Origin of the sequence: Kurthia sp. FSL E2-0154 (assembly GCF_038003625.1) — a bacterium.
Classification (GTDB): domain Bacteria; phylum Bacillota; class Bacilli; order Bacillales_A; family Planococcaceae; genus Kurthia; species Kurthia gibsonii.
In genome coordinates this window covers 684,224-703,466 of the sequence record NZ_JBBOPO010000001.1, presented here as the reverse complement: position 1 = coordinate 703,466, position 19,243 = coordinate 684,224, and the positions used below count along the sequence as shown (strand labels likewise).

20 protein-coding genes are annotated in these 19,243 nt (G+C 36.7%); 6 read left to right on the top strand and 14 right to left on the bottom strand.

Annotated elements, in window-relative coordinates:
- The first annotated feature begins 72 nt into the window (after positions 1–72).
- Positions 73–564, top strand: a complete 492-nt coding sequence (locus tag MHB75_RS03335; protein WP_340995915.1) for a hypothetical protein — start codon at positions 73–75, stop codon at positions 562–564.
- A gap of 42 nt (positions 565–606) precedes the next feature.
- Here MHB75_RS03335 and MHB75_RS03330 read toward each other — a convergent pair whose 3' ends face one another.
- The 8 genes from MHB75_RS03330 to MHB75_RS03295 all read right to left on the bottom strand — a co-directional run bounded on the left by MHB75_RS03330 (position 607) and on the right by MHB75_RS03295 (position 9,556).
- Positions 607–1,497, bottom strand: coding sequence for an ABC transporter permease (locus MHB75_RS03330; protein WP_141274493.1), 891 nt, complete (start codon positions 1,495–1,497; stop codon positions 607–609).
- Positions 1,498–1,511: 14 nt separating this feature from the next.
- The gene (locus tag MHB75_RS03325; protein WP_068454132.1) at positions 1,512–2,516 is read right to left on the bottom strand and encodes an ABC transporter permease; all 1,005 of its coding nucleotides are present in this window, start codon (positions 2,514–2,516) and stop codon (positions 1,512–1,514) included.
- 67 nt (positions 2,517–2,583) lie between these two features.
- Positions 2,584–4,176 carry an ABC transporter substrate-binding protein gene (locus MHB75_RS03320; RefSeq protein WP_141274492.1) on the bottom strand — a complete coding sequence of 531 codons (1,593 nt, stop codon included), beginning with the start codon at positions 4,174–4,176 and terminating at the stop codon, positions 2,584–2,586.
- A gap of 21 nt (positions 4,177–4,197) precedes the next feature.
- Entirely contained in the window at positions 4,198–5,190 is a 993-nt protein-coding gene (locus MHB75_RS03315) for an ABC transporter ATP-binding protein (RefSeq protein ID WP_087682599.1), read from the bottom strand.
- Positions 5,183–6,187, bottom strand: coding sequence for an ABC transporter ATP-binding protein (locus tag MHB75_RS03310; RefSeq protein ID WP_141274491.1), 1,005 nt, complete (start codon positions 6,185–6,187; stop codon positions 5,183–5,185). Before MHB75_RS03310 ends, MHB75_RS03315 begins: the two co-directional genes overlap by 8 nt.
- A 292-nt stretch (positions 6,188–6,479) precedes the next feature.
- Entirely contained in the window at positions 6,480–7,670 is a 1,191-nt protein-coding gene (locus tag MHB75_RS03305; RefSeq protein ID WP_340995912.1) for a DUF4272 domain-containing protein, read from the bottom strand.
- Between the two features lie 65 nt (positions 7,671–7,735).
- A complete protein-coding gene (locus MHB75_RS03300; protein WP_340995911.1) occupies positions 7,736–8,158 on the bottom strand; it encodes a hypothetical protein in 423 nt (140 codons plus the stop codon).
- Positions 8,159–8,200: 42 nt separating this feature from the next.
- Positions 8,201–9,556, bottom strand: a complete 1,356-nt coding sequence (locus MHB75_RS03295; protein ID WP_109350943.1) for a transposase — start codon at positions 9,554–9,556, stop codon at positions 8,201–8,203.
- A gap of 671 nt (positions 9,557–10,227) precedes the next feature.
- Here MHB75_RS03295 and MHB75_RS03290 point away from each other — a divergent pair.
- Positions 10,228–11,004, top strand: a complete 777-nt coding sequence (locus tag MHB75_RS03290) for an ISL3 family transposase (RefSeq protein WP_340995910.1) — start codon at positions 10,228–10,230, stop codon at positions 11,002–11,004.
- Positions 10,988–11,365 (top strand): transposase, encoded by a 378-nt coding sequence (locus MHB75_RS03285; RefSeq protein WP_340995908.1) that lies wholly within the window; start codon positions 10,988–10,990, stop codon positions 11,363–11,365. Before MHB75_RS03290 ends, MHB75_RS03285 begins: the two co-directional genes overlap by 17 nt.
- Before the next feature lie 119 nt (positions 11,366–11,484).
- On the opposite strand, the gene MHB75_RS03280 is transcribed toward MHB75_RS03285, so the two are convergent.
- Both MHB75_RS03280 and MHB75_RS03275 read right to left on the bottom strand, forming a co-directional pair.
- Entirely contained in the window at positions 11,485–12,657 is a 1,173-nt protein-coding gene (locus MHB75_RS03280; protein WP_340995907.1) for a hypothetical protein, read from the bottom strand.
- A gap of 90 nt (positions 12,658–12,747) precedes the next feature.
- Entirely contained in the window at positions 12,748–13,308 is a 561-nt protein-coding gene (locus tag MHB75_RS03275; protein WP_340995906.1) for a GNAT family N-acetyltransferase, read from the bottom strand.
- Positions 13,309–13,633: 325 nt separating this feature from the next.
- Between MHB75_RS03275 and MHB75_RS03270 the strand changes: the two genes are divergently transcribed.
- From MHB75_RS03270 to MHB75_RS03260, 3 genes are all read left to right on the top strand, one after another.
- Complete coding sequence (locus MHB75_RS03270; RefSeq protein ID WP_340995905.1) at positions 13,634–14,128, top strand: HAD family hydrolase; 495 nt, start codon at positions 13,634–13,636, stop codon at positions 14,126–14,128.
- 5 nt (positions 14,129–14,133) lie between these two features.
- Entirely contained in the window at positions 14,134–14,286 is a 153-nt protein-coding gene (locus tag MHB75_RS03265) for an HAD family hydrolase (protein ID WP_340995903.1), read from the top strand.
- Between the two features lie 301 nt (positions 14,287–14,587).
- On the top strand, positions 14,588–14,869 hold the full coding sequence (locus MHB75_RS03260) for a hypothetical protein (protein WP_141274487.1): 282 nt from the start codon (positions 14,588–14,590) through the stop codon (positions 14,867–14,869).
- Between the two features lie 233 nt (positions 14,870–15,102).
- Here the strand turns inward: MHB75_RS03260 and MHB75_RS03255 are convergent, their stop codons facing one another.
- The 4 genes from MHB75_RS03255 to MHB75_RS03240 form a co-directional block, all read right to left on the bottom strand.
- Positions 15,103–15,336, bottom strand: a complete 234-nt coding sequence (locus tag MHB75_RS03255; RefSeq protein WP_338838788.1) for a hypothetical protein — start codon at positions 15,334–15,336, stop codon at positions 15,103–15,105.
- A gap of 93 nt (positions 15,337–15,429) precedes the next feature.
- Positions 15,430–16,560, bottom strand: a complete 1,131-nt coding sequence (locus tag MHB75_RS03250; protein WP_340995901.1) for a conserved virulence factor C family protein — start codon at positions 16,558–16,560, stop codon at positions 15,430–15,432.
- Positions 16,561–16,575: 15 nt separating this feature from the next.
- On the bottom strand, positions 16,576–18,465 hold the full coding sequence (locus MHB75_RS03245; protein ID WP_141274485.1) for an ABC-F family ATP-binding cassette domain-containing protein: 1,890 nt from the start codon (positions 18,463–18,465) through the stop codon (positions 16,576–16,578).
- Entirely contained in the window at positions 18,462–19,091 is a 630-nt protein-coding gene (locus MHB75_RS03240) for an HD domain-containing protein (protein ID WP_068454168.1), read from the bottom strand. The genes MHB75_RS03245 and MHB75_RS03240 overlap by 4 nt, the downstream gene beginning before the upstream one ends.
- Between the last annotated feature and the right edge of the window lie 152 nt (positions 19,092–19,243).

Below are 19,243 nucleotides of genomic sequence, written 5' to 3'. Positions count from 1 at the left end.
AGTTGAAGGAGAGGGTTTTTTACTCGCTTTCAACTATGTTACGCTAGGTATATTGAAAAGGAGACAGCATGTATGATTAATAACTATGAAATTTTACAGTTTATGAATAAAAATAAACAATATAAAGGTTATCAAGTGGCACAAACGGATTCAAAACAAGTTCCTGGTGCCAGTCATTTACTATTTAAAGCAGGTGTCGATCGTTTTTTATTCGTGCGGATTATTGAACCAACACGTGATACACCGACAACGGATAAAATTTTAGCGATTGAAGAATTAGCATCTTATAAATTTTCTGAGTTTGAGACGGTGAAATACGATCAGTTTTCGTTATCACAACGCTACACATTTACACGTCCAAATGGTGAACAATTAATCGTTAAAACATGGGTATCTTCTGCGACACTTCGTTCTGCATTACCTGATAAAGTAAAATTAATCGTTGTCGACCGTAAATGGTATAACCGTATTATAGGCTTCCGTTCAAAAGATCCATTACATATGGTTATTGCGACAGCAGTGTACGCAGCGATTATCTTTTTATATTTCAAATACTTTTTCTAAAAATAAAAAGGACTCGGATTATGCCGAAGTCCTTTTTTCGTATTAATTTTTCATTTTTGGATCGAAAGCATCGCGTAAACCATCACCCATTAAGTTGAATCCGAGTACAGTTAGCATAATCGCAAGACCTGGGAAAATCATCGTCCACGGTGCATTGATTAAATAAATACGCGCATCTGCTAACATTTTACCCCATTCAGGTTGTGGTGCTTGTGCGCCAAGACCTAAGAAACCAAGTGCGGCTGCTTCAATAATCGCTGTGGCAATCGCGAGCGTACCTTGTACGATAATCGGTGTCATGGAATTAGGTAATACATGTCCCCATAAAATACGTGTATCACGCATTCCGACTGCACGAGCAGCTGTAATAAATTCTTCTTCTTTAATGCTTAATACTTTAGAACGAATAAGACGACCAAAATTTGGTACATTGACAATCGCAATCGCTAGTAGCGCATTGAATAAAGATGGTCCGAGTGCTGTGACAATTGCAATTGCCAGTAGAATACTTGGGAAGGCAAGTAGGATATCAAAGAAACGTGAAATGATAGTGTCTACCCATTTTCCGTAATAACCTGCTAAAATTCCTAATATACTACCAATAATAATGGAAAGTGCAACAGACGCAAAACCTACTAGTAAAGATAATCTTGCGCCTAAAATAACGCGTGAGAAAATATCGCGTCCAAATACGTCCGTCCCAAACCAATGTGCGCTAGAAGGTGGTAAGAGTCGCAATTTTAAATTTTGTTCATTAATCCCTTGTGGTGCAATCCACGGACCGAAAATAGCAAGTAAGATGAAGAAAGCAACAATGATTGTGCCTACTACAGCTACTTTACTTTTCCGAAAAGTTCGTAGACTATCTTGGAATGGACTACGTGCCTTACTTTTCTCTTCTGGTAATTGTATTTCGGGTGTAATACCTGTCATGTTGTTCCCTCCTCTTAATCGTATTTAATACGTGGATCAATCACACTATAAAGTAAATCAACCAGTAAATTAATCATGACGAATAAGAATGCTACAACTAGAATACCTGATTGAATAACTGGATAATCACGAGAACTAATCGCATCATAAATATAGCGTCCAATACCTGGCCAACTAAAGATGGTTTCCGTTAGAATAGCCCCGCCAAGTAAAAGTCCTGTTTGTAAACCAATTACTGTTAATACGGGAATGACTGCATTTTTTAAACTATGTTTATAAACAACCCAAAACATCTTTTGTCCCTTCGCTCGTGCTGTACGAATGAAGTCCGAACGCATCACTTCAATCATTGTTGAACGTGTCATACGTGCAATTATTGCCATTGGTATTGTAGCCAAAGCAGTCGCTGGTAAAATTAAATGCTTCACAACATCTAAAAATTGATCAAAACGCCCTTCAATTAATGTATCAATTAAATAGAAATGCGTAATGGCTTCAACAGGATCTCGTGGATCAAATCGATTGGAAGTTGGTAACCAACCAAGTTCAACACTGAATGCCCACTGTCCTAATAAACCTAACCAAAAAATCGGAATCGATACACCAATTAGTGCTAAAATCATCGCACTATAATCAAACCATGAATTTTGGAACCATGCAGACACAATTCCTGCATTGACGCCAATGACAATAGCAATAACCATTGCAACAAAGCCTAATTCCATTGTTGCGGCTAAATATGGGTAGATTTCTGCACTAACAGCTTCACCTGTTTTAATCGACTCTCCCAAGTTACCTGTAAATAATTGTCCTAGATAATTAAAGTATTGTATGTACCATGGATTATCGAGACCTAAACTTTCTCGTAATGCAGCCACAGCTTCTTTACTTGCCTGTTGACCGAGGATGATTTTCGCTGGGTCACCGGGAATAGCTCGTACAATCATAAACACAATAAATGTCATACCAAAGAGGACAGGGATTAATTGTAAAAGTCGTTTTCCTGTATAGCGTAGCATACACGTTACCTCCTAAAATAATATGCGCTGTCACACTGTTCAACTCTGTGCGACAGCGCATGTTTACTTATTTAAAATCAATTGTGTCAAAGCGGTCAGAGCCTGTTGGATGAGCTTTGAAACCAGTAATTTCTTTTTTACCTGCCAATAAAGGTGTTGAGTAAGCAATCGCTACCCAAGGTGCTTCATCATGGATAATTTCTTGTGCTTTTTCGTATAATTTCGCACGTTTTTCTTCATCTACTTCTTTTTGCGCTTCTTTTAATAATTTGTGTGTTTCAGCATTTTTGAAGAATGTGTAGTTGTTACTACCGATATTATCTTCATCTAAAAGTGTGTATAGGAAGTTATCAGCGTCTCCATTATCACCTGTCCAACCAAGTAAGAAGGCATCTGCTTCACCTTTTGAAGCTTTATCTAAATATGTGCCCCACTCGTAGTTGACAATTTTAGATTTCATTCCAACATCTTCTAAATTCTTTTGAATTGCTTCAGCAATTTTTTGTCCGTCTGGCATGTATGGACGTGGCACTGGCATTGCCCAAAGTTCAATTGTTTCACCTTTATAATCTGATTCAGCTAATAATTTCTTCGCTTTTTCAGGATCATATTTATAGTCTTCAACCGAATCATTGAATCCTTTAATAACTGGTGGCATTGGATTTTTCGCTACATCCGCTTGTCCTTCATAGAACGTATCAACAATCGCTTGTTTATCAATTGCATAGTTGACAGCTTGACGTACTTTTTTATCATCAAATGGTTTACGTGTTACGGTTAAACCAAGGTATCCAACATTTAAAGATGGACGTTTGAATAATTGTAAATTTGGATTATCTTCAATCATTTTTGCATCTGATGGGTTAATACCGTCTGCTAAATCGATTTCACCAGATGTTAAAGCATTTAGACGTGCTGAGTTATCTGGAATAGAACGGAAGATGACTTTATCTAGTTTAGGTAATCCTTTTTGCCAGTAATCTTCATTCTTCTTCAATGTAATGGAATCGTTACGTTTCCACTCAACAAATGTAAATGGACCTGTACCAACTGGTTTCTTTTCGAAATTCTTACCTTCTTTTTCAAGTGCTGTTGGCGATGCAATCGCAAACGGCGTCATCGCTAAGTTCTTTAAAAATGGTGCTTGCGGATAATTTAATGTGATGATAACTTTATCTTCACCATCTGCTTTTACTTCTTTAATAACGGCATTTTTATCGCCTTTAAAACCACCGAACATCGATTGGAAGTATGGGAACTTTTTAGCATTACCATTCATCCAGCGCTCGAAGTTTTTCACAACTGCTTCAGCATTAAAATCTGTACCATCTTGGAATTTAACACCTTTTTGTAGCTCGAATGTATATTCTAAGCCATTCTTTGATGTTTCCCATTTTGAAGCAAGTCCAGGTACTAAATCTGTGTTTTGTTCACCAAAATTGATTAATGTTTCAAAAATATTTTTTGTTACATTCAGTGACTCACCATCTGTTACAGCAGCTGGATCTAATTTTACAGAGTCAGCTCCACGACCAAAGACAAGAACTTTTTCTTTTTTGTCGCCGTCTGAACCGCTATCTTTTTTCTCGCCACATGCTGCTAAAGCAGTTGATAAAACGAGAATTAAGAGTAGGACGAACACAAAACTCTTTTTCTTCATACAATTCCCTCCAAAACTTTTCTATTTATTATCATTGCTGAATGCCTCTGTATAGAGATGGCATGCAACAGAATGACCAGGTTCAACTTCGATTAATAATGGAACACGTTGGTCACAATGCTCCATTTTTAAAGGACACCGCGTATGGAACGCACATCCTGTTGGCGGATTCGCTGGGCTCGGTATATCGCCTGTTAAAAGTTGCGTTTCTCGCATAAAATCAGGATCAGGTACAGGTACTGCGGCTAGTAAAGCTTGTGTATATGGGTGTAATGGCTTTTCATATAGCGCTTCACTTTCAGAAATTTCAATCATTTTACCCAAGTACATGACACCTACTCGGTCACTTATGTGGCGAACGACGCCTAAATCATGGGCAATGAAGATATACGTTAGCTTTAATTCTTGTTGTAAATCTTTCATTAGATTTAATACTTGTGCCTGAATCGATACATCCAGTGCTGAAACAGGTTCATCTGCAATAATCAATTTCGGATTTGTCATTAAGGCGCGTGCAATCCCAATACGTTGGCGCTGTCCACCACTAAATTGGTGTGGATAACGACTTGCATGGTAGCTACTCAATCCAACAATTTCGAGCAATTTTGCGACCTTTTCTTTTCGCTCTTTGTCGTTACCAATGCCATGCACTTTAAGCGGTTCTTCCAAAATTTTCTGAATATTATGTCTAGGATTAAGCGACGCATACGGATCTTGAAAGACCATCTGAATGTCACGTCTTGCTTTTCGTAATTCTTCTTTTGACATTGTCGAAACATTTTTTCCTTCAAAATAAACTTCACCAGCAGTTGGCTCAATGAGGCGCATAATGGAGCGACCAGTTGTTGATTTTCCACACCCGGATTCTCCTACAATACCGAGTGTTTCACCTTCCATAATTTCAAAAGAAACATCATCGACTGCTTTTACATCTCCAACACGACGACCAATCACACCTGCTTTAATGGGAAAGTATTTTTTTAATCCTTTAACTTTTAATAATGGTTCAGTCATTCAGTGCAACCTCCTTTTCTTCTGCAAGGAAACATCTTGAAATATGATGATCATTCGTATGATAAATTTGTGGATTTTCATTTAAGCAACGCTCAAATGCATATTCACAACGTGCTGCAAAACGACAGCCTTTTTTAATCGAACCTGGCTTTGGTACATTTCCCGGTATCGAATACAATCGCTCTTTTTTATAGCGCATATCCGGAACAGATTGAATTAATCCTTTTGTATAAGGATGCTGCGGTGATTCAAAAATCTCTTTTACAGGACCTTCTTCAACAATTTGTCCCCCGTACATGACAATAACGCGCTCACATGTTTCTGCTACAACACCTAAATCATGGGTAATGAGCATAACTGCTGTATTTAGACGTTCATTTAAGTCGCGCATTAACGCGAGAATTTGCGCTTGAATCGTTACATCAAGTGCGGTTGTCGGTTCATCCGCAATCAAAATTTGCGGGTCACAAACTAACGCCATCGCAATCATGACACGTTGACGCATACCACCCGAAAGTTGATGTGGGTATTCTTTGATTAATTGTTCAGCACGCGGTAATCCAACTAATTTCATCATTTCGATGGCACGTGCAGTCGCTTGTTTTTTTGACCACCCTTTATTATGTAATAAAATGGCTTCGTTTAATTGTTTACCGATTGTAAATAATGGGTTGAGTGATGTCATCGGTTCTTGGAAAATCATCGCGATATCATTTCCTCGTATCTTTCGCATCTCTTTTTCTTTTAATTTTGTTAAATCTCTACCACCAAACTGAATTTCACCATTTGTAATTTTGCCAGGTGGTGAAGGAATTAATCCCATAATCGAAAGAGATGTCACACTTTTTCCCGAGCCAGACTCTCCAACAATCCCAAGAATCTCTCTTTCTCTCAATGTAAATGAAATACCATCTACTGCTGGCACTGCACCATCATCTGTGAAAAAAGTCGTTTCTAAATTGTGGACTCTAAGCAATTCATTCGGTTCATTATTCATAGTAAGTAGCCCCCGATTTAATTTTCTGAAAATTCTTGTTTTTATTTTACAATATCTTTACAAAAAAAGCCAACTTTTTAAATATATTGTATAAAAAGGTTTTTATACAATATATGTTTTATTTTATCTTCAATTCAACGCTTTAAATCGTGAAATTCATTATTTTGAAATAAAAGGAAAACTAATGAACCTTGATTACTTATACAATACAAGTCATCTATTTAGTTGATTTTCTTTTTAAACAAAATAAAAACAAGATCTATTTCGCTAACAAAATAGACCTTGTTTTATCTTAAGAATAAACAGTTACATCATCCCATTGTTCTTCATGTAATTGTGTCATCCAATTGAATGCCCGTTGACGTTCAAGTACAACACCATCATCTAAATCAGCTGGTGATTCTTTACCTTGTAAGCGTGCTTCTGTACATGCCCAGTGATATAAATAGTTTTCATCCATACGATTTAATACTTCTGTTACGTCACGTGCTTCCGCATCTTGTAATAACTCACCAATATTTGTGTAATTCATTAAAAGATTTAATGTGTGTTCTACATCGCAAATCTGTGTTGGCTCAACTAATTCTTCAACTAGATGAATACTCCATAACATCACCCATACGGCTTCATATAGCCACATTTTATTAATTAATTCTTGTTGTGTATAGTCTTCTTGCGCTAAAAAAGCTTCTTCTTCAGCTGTTAAATTCATCTTTACACCGTAGCGATTTAAAAAGACTTCTGCAATGCGTTTTGACGTTTTTAAATTCGTTTCTTCTTTTTCATCTAATAATTCACGAACAAATTGAATAAGAATTAACACGACTACAGCACGTCTCGCAATTTCTTCTGCTGAGCGCATGCGCACTTGTTTTGAGTCTGGTAATAGCGAGAGATTTTCCGTATAAGGAATATGTCTTGCCTTTATTTTAGCAATCGTGGCTACACGTCTTCCCTGATTTTCAACTGTTTCTGTTACGTCAAATAATGGTTTCAATTCACGTTTTGCTACTTGTACGGTGAAATCTTCAGCAACAATTTGCCCTTCACCATTTGCAATTTCTTGTCCGTCAACCGAAATAATATCGCCTGATGGTACATAGATGAAACCATTCAATTGTTGAATGAATTGAAAATACGAAGGGAAAAATGCTTCTGCTTCATCTTCTTCAATCATGCAACCGAGCATAACATTCGTATGTTCGCCTTGAATAAGCAACTTTTGTTTAATTGCTTCATCACCATGTATTTCTTGATGAATATATCCGATTAAACCTTGTGTAAATTGATTGGCATCTTCTTGTTGTCGAGTTCGATGTGTGAATTGTCCAATTAATTTCTTTTTAAATAGACCTTTTTTAAAAATTTGGAGTGTTTCTTCCCCAAATTCTACTATATAACGATCTTGTTTTTGTTCCATTATTTTTTCAAAAATCGTTGTTGGACTTTCTAATGATGCATAGAGCGTGATGTTTACTGACAATTAGAACATCCTCCTTTATGATTCTTTTATATCCACCTTAGTATAGATGATTCCTTGTTCTGTTTCTATGCAAAAGATTTCAATTTTTGAACGGTTTTAGGCAATGCTGTCAAGCAACTATAGTCATCTGTACGAATGGCACATTCCATTGATAGCTGTGCAAAAGCAGTCGGAATTTCCTGTGGTAAATTAGCTACAAACTGCGTAATTTTCTGTGCGTATTCTTCCCACTTTTCTTGTTCAATATATTGAAATACGTTAGGTATTACATGTACAGTTACTTGCTGATTTTCTGGTTGCCACGATTGATATCTAGCCATTGTTGGTTCAACTGTCCCAGGATTTGTAAAGACGATTTGAATAGCGAGTAATATAGCTAGTTGTTCAAATAATAAAGCATCTAATGGAATGAGCAGTACTTTATACTCTTTTGGTAGATGTGCAGCAAAATACGTACATGAATCAATTTCATAATTCGATTTTTTCAAGAGCTTAGATTGCTCCGATGTAAAAACTATCGTTTTTAAAATTTATGCAGGTACTTTTGCATGACTTAATTGCGAATTGATGCGGTCAACTGCTAACTTACAGGCATTATAAATAAACGTCACTAGATTGAAATGCAATTTTGCTTTGCGACCTGTTCTGTGACGGATGTTATTTAACTGGAAATATTGCTTTAAATAAGCATTTACACGTTCTACTGCCGTACGTTCTTTATAGAGTTTCTTCCATAAATCTGAGCCACGTGCTGGAGACGTATACTTACGAATATCTGTTTCGCATTTTATTTTGAAAACCTTTTGACATAGGGAATCATCGCGTAATGGACAAGTTTCACATTCCTTTGGTCTTGTGAATTTGAGTGTCTGATATTTTTCATCAAAGCTGTCATAACGATAACTATGTTCGCGCACACAGGTTGGGCGGAAATGTTGGTCAAATCCAATTACTTCGCTCTCTCGTCGGACATTATACGGAATAACAGCACGCATTGTTTGATTTAATATTTGACGGTAAATTGGCTCGTAATCATATCCTGCATCAAAAATTGCGGTAGCGAAATGATTTGGCAAGAAGTCTGCGATTTTTTTCAACAAGGGTATAGCTGCTTTACTATCGCTTAAATTCCCTGAGGACATGATGCGAGCGACAATGTATTGACTTTTAGTTGAAACAGCTAAATGTCCCTTAAAGCCATACCAGAACGTATTTTTGCCATTACTATTTTTCTTAATTCCCCACTTCGGTTCAATGGGGATATCTTGCCAAAGTGTGTTCGTCGGAATCGTCAACTGAGCTTCTAGCTTCTTTTCATAGGTTGTTTGATTGACCTCAATCTCAGATTGTTCAGCTAACCAAATCGCTTGTTCTTCAGACGTTTTTCGACCACGTTTTTTTGGTGGAGCTGCTTCTTTTTTCTCTGAAGGCTTTGAGGCATCACGTGATTCGAAGTGTGTTGCATCAAAACCGAGACACTCGTCTTCGAGAAATCCTTCCGTCAAAGCGGCTAGGATAAGTTGATCCTGCATGAAATCTAGTACATCAGATTGACTAATGACATCAATCATACGAGAATATGACGCTTCTGACGGAACTGAATCCGAAACAAGAAATCCGCAATCCAAACGGAATAAAGGGTCGTTGACTAAACGTTTGACTAAGTCCTTTATTGTTGGAATACGTTCGACGATACGTACTATTAATGATTGAATCATGGCCCCGTAATTACATTCGCGTGGAGCACCACGCATTGTCTTTTTAGAAAAGAGATGAAAGATAGGTTGTACATCGAAAGTGGAGAAAATGGCATCAAATCGGTGCGAACTTTCCATTTCGAATAATTCTTGGATGTCAAACAGGCTAATTTGTTTTACAATAGTCATGAGGCATCATTCCTTTCGGGTGGGTTGTTTAGTCGCTACCATTATACCGAATTTGGGGAGGTGCCTCATTTTTATTTAATTTTACCCCTTGATAACAAAGGGATTGGAATTATGAAATTAACTCACATGTAATAAAAATAGCAATTGGTTTTTGATTCTCACATAAACTTTCTAGCTTTTCAAATACCTTTTTTTCTACTTGCAGACGTTCTGTGCATGCTAGTAAATTTCCGATGACAACATACTGTAATTAATCGCCCGGTAATACGGCGTCCATCCACTTCTGATTTGAATGATGTGCATGAATACAAATAAACAATTACTTCAAACCCTTCTATATGAAAAATGGGCTCTACAATAAATAACGTTGGTGAAGAAAAAAGCACCGAACTCACATGAGATCGGTGCTGGAACTTCACTTGCGTTATTTTTTTATATAAAACCATAGAAAACAAGTGAGTTTCCCGATAGAATAAAAGTCGACTAAAACCCATACTAAAGGAGAGACTCACTTGCATACTACTCATGATATTAAAAATTTACTAGATATACAAGACCCAAACATCACTTTTTCCGATGCATGTGTGGAAATAAAGCAAGATAGAGGAAAGGTATGTAAATTTATTTCCGCTACACTTACCTATATACCGACCCATTGCGCGGTTTGTGGTATGAAAAATGAACATTTTTCCGTGATTAAAAACGGGACACAAACATCCCGCATCACGTTGCCACTCACGGGGGTGCATCGTACCTTCCTTTTACTCAAAAAACAGCGCTTCTTTTGTAAAAGCTGTTCATGTACTTTCGTGGCGCGTTCGTCTATTGTCGATCGCCATTGTTTTATTTCCAATCAAACGAAAGCACGCGTTACGATGAAAGCGACCGAAGCGCAATCCATCACGTTGATTGCCCAAGATGCGATGATTTCGGTGTCTTCTGTGCAACGCTTTATTCAAGCGTATGCGAATGAATGCCTGAAACCAACGAATCGACTACCGGAAAACCTGTCGTTCGATGAATTTAAATATGCCAAAGGGCGCATGGCTTTTCAATATATTGATGCCCAAACAGGCACGATTTTGGATATTTTACCGAGTCGCTTCAGTTTTCATATTAAGAACCATTTCTACACGCGTTACAGCTATCGTGAACGCTGTTCGGTCAAAACCATTACGATTGATATGAATGCCGGATATGAAAAACTCATACAAGAACTGTTTCCAAAAGCGAAGATCATCATCGACCGATTCCATCTCGTTCAATTGATCAGTCGTTCGATGAATCAACTGCGAATCCAAGTCATGAATGGTTTTAGACGCGGGCACAACGAAGATCAGAAGAAATATCGTCGACTGAAAAGATATTGGAAACTACTTTTAAAAAACGAAAAAGACCTAACCTACGCCGTTTATAAACCGTTTGGGTTATTTGGGCAAACGACTTGACAGGACCGTTGTCGATACATTATTGAGTTATGATGAACGTTTACAAGTCAACTATACACTGTATCAATCCCTATTAAACGCCATGAAAGAAAAAGATATAAACGCCTTACAAACGCTCTTAAAACAGCCTTTACACGAAGAAATTTCACTTGATTTTAGAAGAAGTATACGCACACTAAAACATCACTTAAGTTCCATTGAAAACAGTTTTATGTATCCATTCAATAACGGAAGAATTGAAGGCATCCATAATAAAATCAAAGTCTTAAATCGTGTTGCCTATGGGTATCGTAATTTCACGAACTACCGTCAACGAATCTTCATTCATTTCAAATTGAAAAGAGCGAGCTGCGTTTCATAAATGAAACACAGCTCGCTCGAAAAACCGACTCGTTTATTCTGTTAAATAGTCTCACCAACGTCATTTGACAAAGAGCCGAAAAATGAGAAATTGTCCTATTCTACAATTTCTCATTCTCACTATTTTATGATGGTTAAATCTGAAATCATCGCATCATTTTTCAAGTAGCGTTCAATATTTTTAATTTCTTGATGTTGCACGCGTTTTTTCTTTTTTAAATGATATTGATCATAATATGTATTACCATTTTTCACATATACGATATGCAATTTACCTTCATAGAAAACAGCTTGCATATGATTCTTATCTTTTGCTTGGTCCTTTAATTTTAAAATTTTTTCTATTTGTTTTGTTTTTAAATCATAGCGATAAACTTGTCCCATACCATTTAAATAATATAAACCACCTTTGTACATGATCGCACTATCATTAAAGCTAAGTGGTAGACTTGATGTTGTCTCTTTTTCTGAGCGATACTTCGCTAAGACAGTTGCTTTAACATCCTTTGTTTTGCGATTCACTTCATACACTATAATGTCCTCATATGATTCTGAAACATAACGGGACATGACGAGATAATATGCCTTTTTTGTAACGAGTATAGGTGCAATCGCATCTAAATCCATTGGACTTTTTAAATTTAAATCTGTAATCTTTTGTAGTTTTGCTTTTTCTTCGAGTGGTGTTTGCTGTAATTGAAAGGCACCTGAGATTAAATCTTGTGTCAGGACAATTACTTGGTCACCCTCTTCACCAGCTGTCGATACAAATTTGGGAATAATGAACTTTTTAAATTGACCATCTTCTCCTGCATAACGAACCGTCATTTTATAATCATGCTTTTCACTTAATCCACTATTACATAAACTATAGTACTGTTCTGTTTTCGGTAAATAACCATTATGCATACCGCGATAATCTGGCTTTTCAAATGTTGTCTTTTTCGTAATATATTCGGTCAAAGTCATTTGATTCGACTCTTCTATCATCAGACGATTATTTGCAAAAGTAATGCCACCGTATTCAACTGGTTGAATTTCATGTTCTGTTATATCATTATTTTTGTCCAGGAATAAAACATATCCCTTTGTCTTATCCTCTTCTAATGATTTTGCTTCATTTGAAATATAAAATCCTAATTTTTGCTCTTTTAAAAATTGTTGCCCTTCATATTCTTTTTCGTTTGTTTCTTTGCCAATTGTTGGATTCATAAACTTGAGCATTATAAAAACAGCCACTGATAGAAATAGAATACTTCCTACAATAATGGCTGCAATTTTTTTCATCTTCATAAAATCCTCCCTATTCATTGCAACGCTCTCTCCATTTTATAATAGGAATTACATTGAAGTAAAGGGAATCTGAAAAGTGTGACATTCCAACTAGATTGCCACACGCTGATAATACCAGTTTAAAAAATCTGTTCGTTCAACTGCATTAAGAATACAATATGCTTGTTCGCGACGTTCTAATCGCAGTAACTCTTCTGGATATATACGCTCTACATTACAACGCATATAAGGTAGTTTACGCTGTGCTTTACGTGATCGGAAATTCTCAACACGCGCACCTGCAAATACTGTACGTAAATGACGTTCCATAAAAGCATGATAAAACATCTTCTCTTTTGCTAAGCGATTGTACCCTTTTCCCCAGTATGGTTCACCAATCCAAGTACTCATATGACTTGTTTGCATCTCTTCATCTATATTGTGTAATGTAATGACACCAATCAACTCAAAATCCTCATTCATAATCATACGTGCAACATGATTTCCCATCATTTCTTCTAATTGCATTTCACGAATGAAGTCCATCATTGACGCAACAGATGTTTCATTTTCTGTTAAGCCGAGTGGTTCTCTTACTGCTAGTTCGCTAATTAGTTGTGACATTCTTTCTGCATAGAAAATGTCTAATTTTTGTAAGTATACTTTTTGCATCTTAATCCCTCCAAATCGTAAAATATGTGCTTGCTGATGATTTGGCGGTATGTGAATTTACAAAAGATGCACGAATGGTATGTTTATGTATTTTTCTATACAAAATTTTTTCAATCGTTCTTTTGTAAAACACTACATCTTATTTATTAATTCTATCTTTTCGAATGACATGCTCCATACACTCCTCAAAACTTGCGTGGGATTGTATGGTGAAATACTGTCTTCTAAATCTCTGTTCATCTGCAAGCTCCTTTTTTCTTTGATATGCTTATTATACGCAATTGTCACAAAATGTTCAAACTTTATATTCATATACTTTGTTTTTATGAAAAAAATAGGAATGAAAATGATGGAAATGGAGAATTATATTTTTGATTTTGATGGAACATTAGCTGATTCAGAACAATGTAATATGATAGCTACACAATATGCTTTTCAACATCAAGGGTATAAAGTGCCTAATGCGGAGCAAATTACATATTATATGAGTGTATCGATTGAAAAGTCTTTCCCGCTCATGATTGGTGAAACAGTTGATTCTACTACTTTAGACGAATTATTAACAACATTTAGAAGTATCTATCAACAGATTGAACAAGATACATTACGTATTTTCCCGAAGATTGAAGAGGTACTGCAAACATTACAAGAACAAAAGAAACGCTGTTTTGTTTTATCGAGTAAGAAAACTGCTGTTTTAAAGCGCAACTTAGAAATTTTAAAAATCCATACTTTTTTTGAAGACGCAATTGGTTCTGACCGCGTAACGCACTATAAGCCAGACCCCGCGAGTATTTTTCAAATTCAAAAGAGCATATAATTCAATTGGAGAATACGGTTATGATTGGTGACGCTATTTTTGATTTACAAATGGGGAAGGCTGCTGGGGTTCATACGTGCGCTGTTACATGGGGGAGCCATTCAAAAGAAGCTTTATTACAACAACACCCCGATTGGTGTATAAATGAACCCGACTGAACTAATCACACACTTCTAATTTCTTGCTAAAAATTTTATTGTATCACTATTTTATCTGTACTTTTGTTTGTATATAAATCGCTTTCATTGTTAAGTCATCTACAACAGAACCTTTTTATATTCTGAACGCAAATACTTTACTAAAGATGACATCTATTTTAGACAAACGCTTTCGAATGATAACCTTATTTGGAACTATACCCTTTTCCCAATAAAATAACATTATTTACTCGATATGTTTTGAATATGTTAAAAGTAGGAATACTACATACTAATCACGTATTGAAATGAGGGAAAAGACATGATGAAAGATGTAAATACGATCCTCTTCTATTACTTAGTCGGTACAACTATTATTGTTGTTGGTTATTTCGCTCCTTTTTCAAATGCAATCATCCCCTACGCCCTTTATACACTTGGTGGACTTTATATCGCTTATGGATTATTTAGAGGTACCTTACTTTTAATGCGCACGAAAAGAAAATCTGCTTTCACGATTTATCGTGAAGCTACTGAAAAACAAAATACAATTAAACCACAAGTAAAACATGCAATTGCTACTTCTTCCTTAAAACGTTCTTAATAAACTAAAGGAATATATGAAATATAGTCTAGGACAAAACATTTCACTTTCTTTTTTAGTGTTCGCAACGAAAAACTGGAACCGCACAACAACGCGATTCCAGTTTTTCTTATGCTCATGTGGGATAGTATTTTTACACGCATGTCCCAGTTTTTTGATATACATATGAACTATATAACTTATTCACATACGCTATTATCGTTTTTAACAAACTTCATTGTTTCAAATTACTGTTACACTTCAGAATAGGCTAAAACTTTTGGTTGAGTTAAATTAGCATTTTCCGTTAAATATGCTTGAATTTCTTGTTGCACTGTAGTTGAAATATAAGTTTGGCAATTGCAACGAGTCGCTGGAATATAATGAATAGTTACAAGAGACTGTTGTAGTTGATATTGTTGTGTAATAAGCACCGCTTCTTTATTCGCTTGACATTTTCCACAAATCACGTTAATCACCTCTATCATGACTATTATCGTCATTTTTAATACTTATTTAAACACTATACACCAAAAATAAAAGTCGAACACAGTAAATTTTTAGTGTGTTCGACCTTCTAATTAATCTTTCGATTGCTTACGCATTTCCGTCATCTGTCTCCACATGGAACCTTTAGCAGATTCTCCTTGTGAAATACGCTCTATTGCCATTTTCACTTGTAAACTTACTTCGAATTCTGAATCATCTTGTGCTGCCTCTAATGCAGGTAATGCTTTTTCCGTCCCACTTTCATAAAGGAACATAGCTGCACGCCAACGTACTAATTTATTTTTATCCGATAATGATTCAATCATTGCAGGCTCGAATTCTACCAAGCTTAAATCGCTCATACAATCTCCCGCAGTTCGACGAACCGAGGCACTTTTATCTTGTAATGCACGTTTTAAGTAGGGTACAACCGCTACATCTTCAATCATGCCAAGATACACTGTCGCAAGTCGGCGAATGGACATCTTTTCATCATCTAATGCTTTCGCCAACATCGGTAGATCTTCTACTGTTGGGTCAGGAATTTGATCGAGTAATTTAAAACGCACTTCCCAATCTTCATGTGCTAAATCGGCAACTGTAATGCGTTTTTTATCTAATTGAACTTGTTCACGCTGTTCAGTTGCTGCCTGTACAAGTTCTTGCAAGCGTTCTGCTGGATAAGTTGCTTCAATTTCCGCAACAATACTTTGACCGATTTCATCAAGTTGACCATAGCGAACACCATAATCAACCCATTTACGTTGTAAAATAAAGTCATCGTCATCCGAAGTACCAAGAACTTCTTGGAACGCATTCACATAGCGCTGATCAAGTGCAAAGCGCTGTTCCTCAGTTGAATCAAATACTTTCACTTGAAGTGGAATGCCTTTGAACATTTGAATGTGTACATACGCTTCCCCATAATGGTCTTGTTCTTTCGCCTGTTGCGCTGCTTCTCCTGCTTCTTCGCCAAATACTTGGCGAACCGATGCCAAAATCGTTACCCAATCGTATTTAGCATTTCGTTCAACTGCTAAAAAGTCAGCAACATGATATACACCCTTTACACCGTCAATCGCTAAAATTTGTTGAATCTCTGTTGGTGCATCTTCAGCAGCATCTGGTCGGTAATTATGCGCCGTACCAAATGGTAGTTCTTGATCTAAAATCACCTTCATCGTATTTGGACTCGGTGTTGGTTCGATTGATTTAATTTGCATACGATTTCCTCCTTGTTACGCTTTCCCTTCTACAATAGCACTTAGATAATCAAAACGTTCAATCAAATGCTCATATTGCACATTCAATTCGTCTAATTCATTCGTTAATTGTTGTAGACGTGTAAAGTCAGAACCCGCTGTTGCGATTCCTTCTTCTCGTTCCATAATCGCCATCTCAATTTTTTCAATATCTGCTTCAATCGTTTCCCATTCTTTTTGTTCTTTGAAAGATAGTTTCTTTTTCTCTGTCCGAACTTTTTCGACTTTTGGCTTCTCGACTTTGACTTCTTTTTCAAGCTTTTGTTGTTCTTCTTGTTTTGCTAAGAAGTCTGTATAAATGTCGAGACTTTCCTCAACATGTCCTTTGCCATCTAAAACCCACAACTTTTTCGCAATACGATCTAAGAAGAAGCGGTCATGTGAAATCGTCACGATGACACCTGCAAAATGTTCGATAAAGTCTTCAAGTACAGACAATGTATCAATATCTAAATCATTTGTCGGCTCATCAAGTAAAAGAACGTTCGGTTGCTCCATCAATAATTTTAATAGATATAAACGCTTACGCTCACCGCCTGAAAGTTTACCAATCTGTGTACCATGTGTATGCAGTGGGAATAAGAAGCGTTCTAACATTTGTGCTGCTGAATGATGTTCACCTGCTACATCCACAATATCATTCGCTGATTCACGTACATATTCAATCATACGTTCATTCGTATTCATCTGTGGTAAGTGCTGTGTAAAATGTGCGATTTTTACCGTTGAACCGACTTCAATTTGTCCAGCATCTGGTTTTAAAACGCCAGCTAATAAATTAAGTAATGTCGACTTCCCAGCACCATTCGGTCCAATAATACCAATACGGTCACCTTGTTGTAATAAGAAGGAGAAGTTTTCTAAAATAACACGTTCGTCGAATGCTTTCGAAACGCCTTCGCCTTCGATAACTTTTTTACCTAGACGTGAAGTAGCTAGTCCCATCTCAAGTGACGTTTGACTATTATCTTTTTGAAGGGAATCTGATAATTCTTCAAAACGTTGAATACGTGCTTTTTGTTTTGTAGAACGTGCTTTTGCACCACGTCGAATCCATTTCAACTCCGAACGGTAACGGTTTTGTTGTTTCGCATCTGTTGCTTGTTGCATCTCTTGGCGCATCGCTTTTGCTTCTAAGAAATCACCATAGTTTCCGCTATGTTTATATAAAGTTTGGTCGGCAATTTCATAGATGTGCGTGGATACCGCGTCTAGGAAGTAACGATCATGGGTAATCACAATAACAGAGCCTTTTAGACGTTTAACCATATCAGTTAACCATTCTGTCGACTCGACATCTAAATGGTTCGTTGGCTCATCAAGTAAATAAAGGTCTGCTGGTTCAATTAACGTGCGAGCTAGCGCTACACGCTTTTGCTGACCACCTGAAAGAGAAGCTACTTCTGCATCGAATTGGTCAATGCCTAATTTAGTTAAAGCTGTTTTAGCGAGTGCATTGACGTCCCAAGCATCTACCTGATTCATCTGTTGCTGTAATTGGAACATTTGCTGTTGTAGACTTTCAGAAGTTGGATTTGCTGATAAAGCACGCACCACTTCCTCATACTGACGATTCAATGTAATGCTTGGTGAATCTCCTTCAAATACTGCATCAAGTACGGTTAGCCCTTTTTCAAACTGGGGGTCCTGTGGTAAATAGGCCACACGGTATTTATTCGGATGGTCTAAATGGATAGAATCGGCATCTTGAATACCTGCTAAAATCGCAAGGAGTGTTGATTTCCCTGTACCATTAATCCCGATTAATCCAGCGCGCTCCCCTTCCACAATGGTAAATTCAATATTTTTAAACAGTGTTTTTTCACCGACTGTTTTCGTTAAATTGGAAACGATTAAATGACTCATAACTTCCCATCTCTTTCTAACTGTAATTGGTGAATGAACTGCTCCATAAATTCATGGCGTGCTTGCGCTAGTTCCTTCCCTTTGTTTGTTTTCATTAAATCTTTTAATAAGAATAATTTTTCATAAAAGTGTGTGACACTTGCTGTTGATTTCGAGCGATATGTTTCTTCAGACATATTCATGCGCACTTCTTCTGCATCATCATAGAGTGCGCGTCCTTTTGCACCACCAAATGCGAATGTACGCGCAATTCCTACTGCGCCTAATGCATCTAAACGGTCTGCATCTTGGACAATTTTTGCTTCAATTGTTTTCGTCGGTTGCTCATTCCCACCACGGAACGATACAGAAGCAATGACATCTTGGATATGTAGACGTTCTTCTTCTGTTACTTGTAGCGCATCTAAAATGACACGTTCATTTTCTTTATCTGTTGTATATTTTGGGTCACTTACATCATGTAGTAATACCGCTAATTCAACAATATCACGATTTGCAGTTGGTTCTTCTGCTAAAATGGCACGCGCATTCATTTGTACGCGCTGGATATGTTGAAAATCATGACTTGCGTCAAATTGATTGTAAATTTTTTCGACTAATTGTTCACACTGTTCAATACGATTCATCTGTATTCCTCCTTGACCTCTATCTATTATAACGATAAATGGACAATATAGAAAAGAATCATTGTATTCTCTATTTCCAAAACTCTCATAATCTACTAGAATGAAGTTAGAGATTTCATTCATTGTTATTTTTTTCTCTAACAGGAGTTCAA

Coding starts and splice junctions, on each gene's coding strand:
- MHB75_RS03280 (WP_340995907.1), bottom strand. CDS start 12,657: ATGAAGATGAAAAAAATTGCAGCCATTATTGTAGGAAGTATTCTATTT.
- MHB75_RS03245 (WP_141274485.1), bottom strand. CDS start 18,465: ATGAGTCATTTAATCGTTTCCAATTTAACGAAAACAGTCGGTGAAAAA.
- MHB75_RS03295 (WP_109350943.1), bottom strand. CDS start 9,556: ATGACTATTGTAAAACAAATTAGCCTGTTTGACATCCAAGAATTATTC.
- MHB75_RS03290 (WP_340995910.1), top strand. CDS start 10,228: ATGAAAAATGAACATTTTTCCGTGATTAAAAACGGGACACAAACATCC.
- MHB75_RS03330 (WP_141274493.1), bottom strand. CDS start 1,497: ATGACAGGTATTACACCCGAAATACAATTACCAGAAGAGAAAAGTAAG.
- MHB75_RS03260 (WP_141274487.1), top strand. CDS start 14,588: ATGATGAAAGATGTAAATACGATCCTCTTCTATTACTTAGTCGGTACA.
- MHB75_RS03335 (WP_340995915.1), top strand. CDS start 73: ATGATTAATAACTATGAAATTTTACAGTTTATGAATAAAAATAAACAA.
- MHB75_RS03240 (WP_068454168.1), bottom strand. CDS start 19,091: ATGAATCGTATTGAACAGTGTGAACAATTAGTCGAAAAAATTTACAAT.
- MHB75_RS03325 (WP_068454132.1), bottom strand. CDS start 2,516: ATGCTACGCTATACAGGAAAACGACTTTTACAATTAATCCCTGTCCTC.
- MHB75_RS03320 (WP_141274492.1), bottom strand. CDS start 4,176: ATGAAGAAAAAGAGTTTTGTGTTCGTCCTACTCTTAATTCTCGTTTTA.
- MHB75_RS03250 (WP_340995901.1), bottom strand. CDS start 16,560: ATGCAAATTAAATCAATCGAACCAACACCGAGTCCAAATACGATGAAG.
- MHB75_RS03310 (WP_141274491.1), bottom strand. CDS start 6,187: ATGAATAATGAACCGAATGAATTGCTTAGAGTCCACAATTTAGAAACG.
- MHB75_RS03270 (WP_340995905.1), top strand. CDS start 13,634: ATGAAAAAAATAGGAATGAAAATGATGGAAATGGAGAATTATATTTTT.
- MHB75_RS03315 (WP_087682599.1), bottom strand. CDS start 5,190: ATGACTGAACCATTATTAAAAGTTAAAGGATTAAAAAAATACTTTCCC.
- MHB75_RS03255 (WP_338838788.1), bottom strand. CDS start 15,336: ATGATAGAGGTGATTAACGTGATTTGTGGAAAATGTCAAGCGAATAAA.
- MHB75_RS03275 (WP_340995906.1), bottom strand. CDS start 13,308: ATGCAAAAAGTATACTTACAAAAATTAGACATTTTCTATGCAGAAAGA.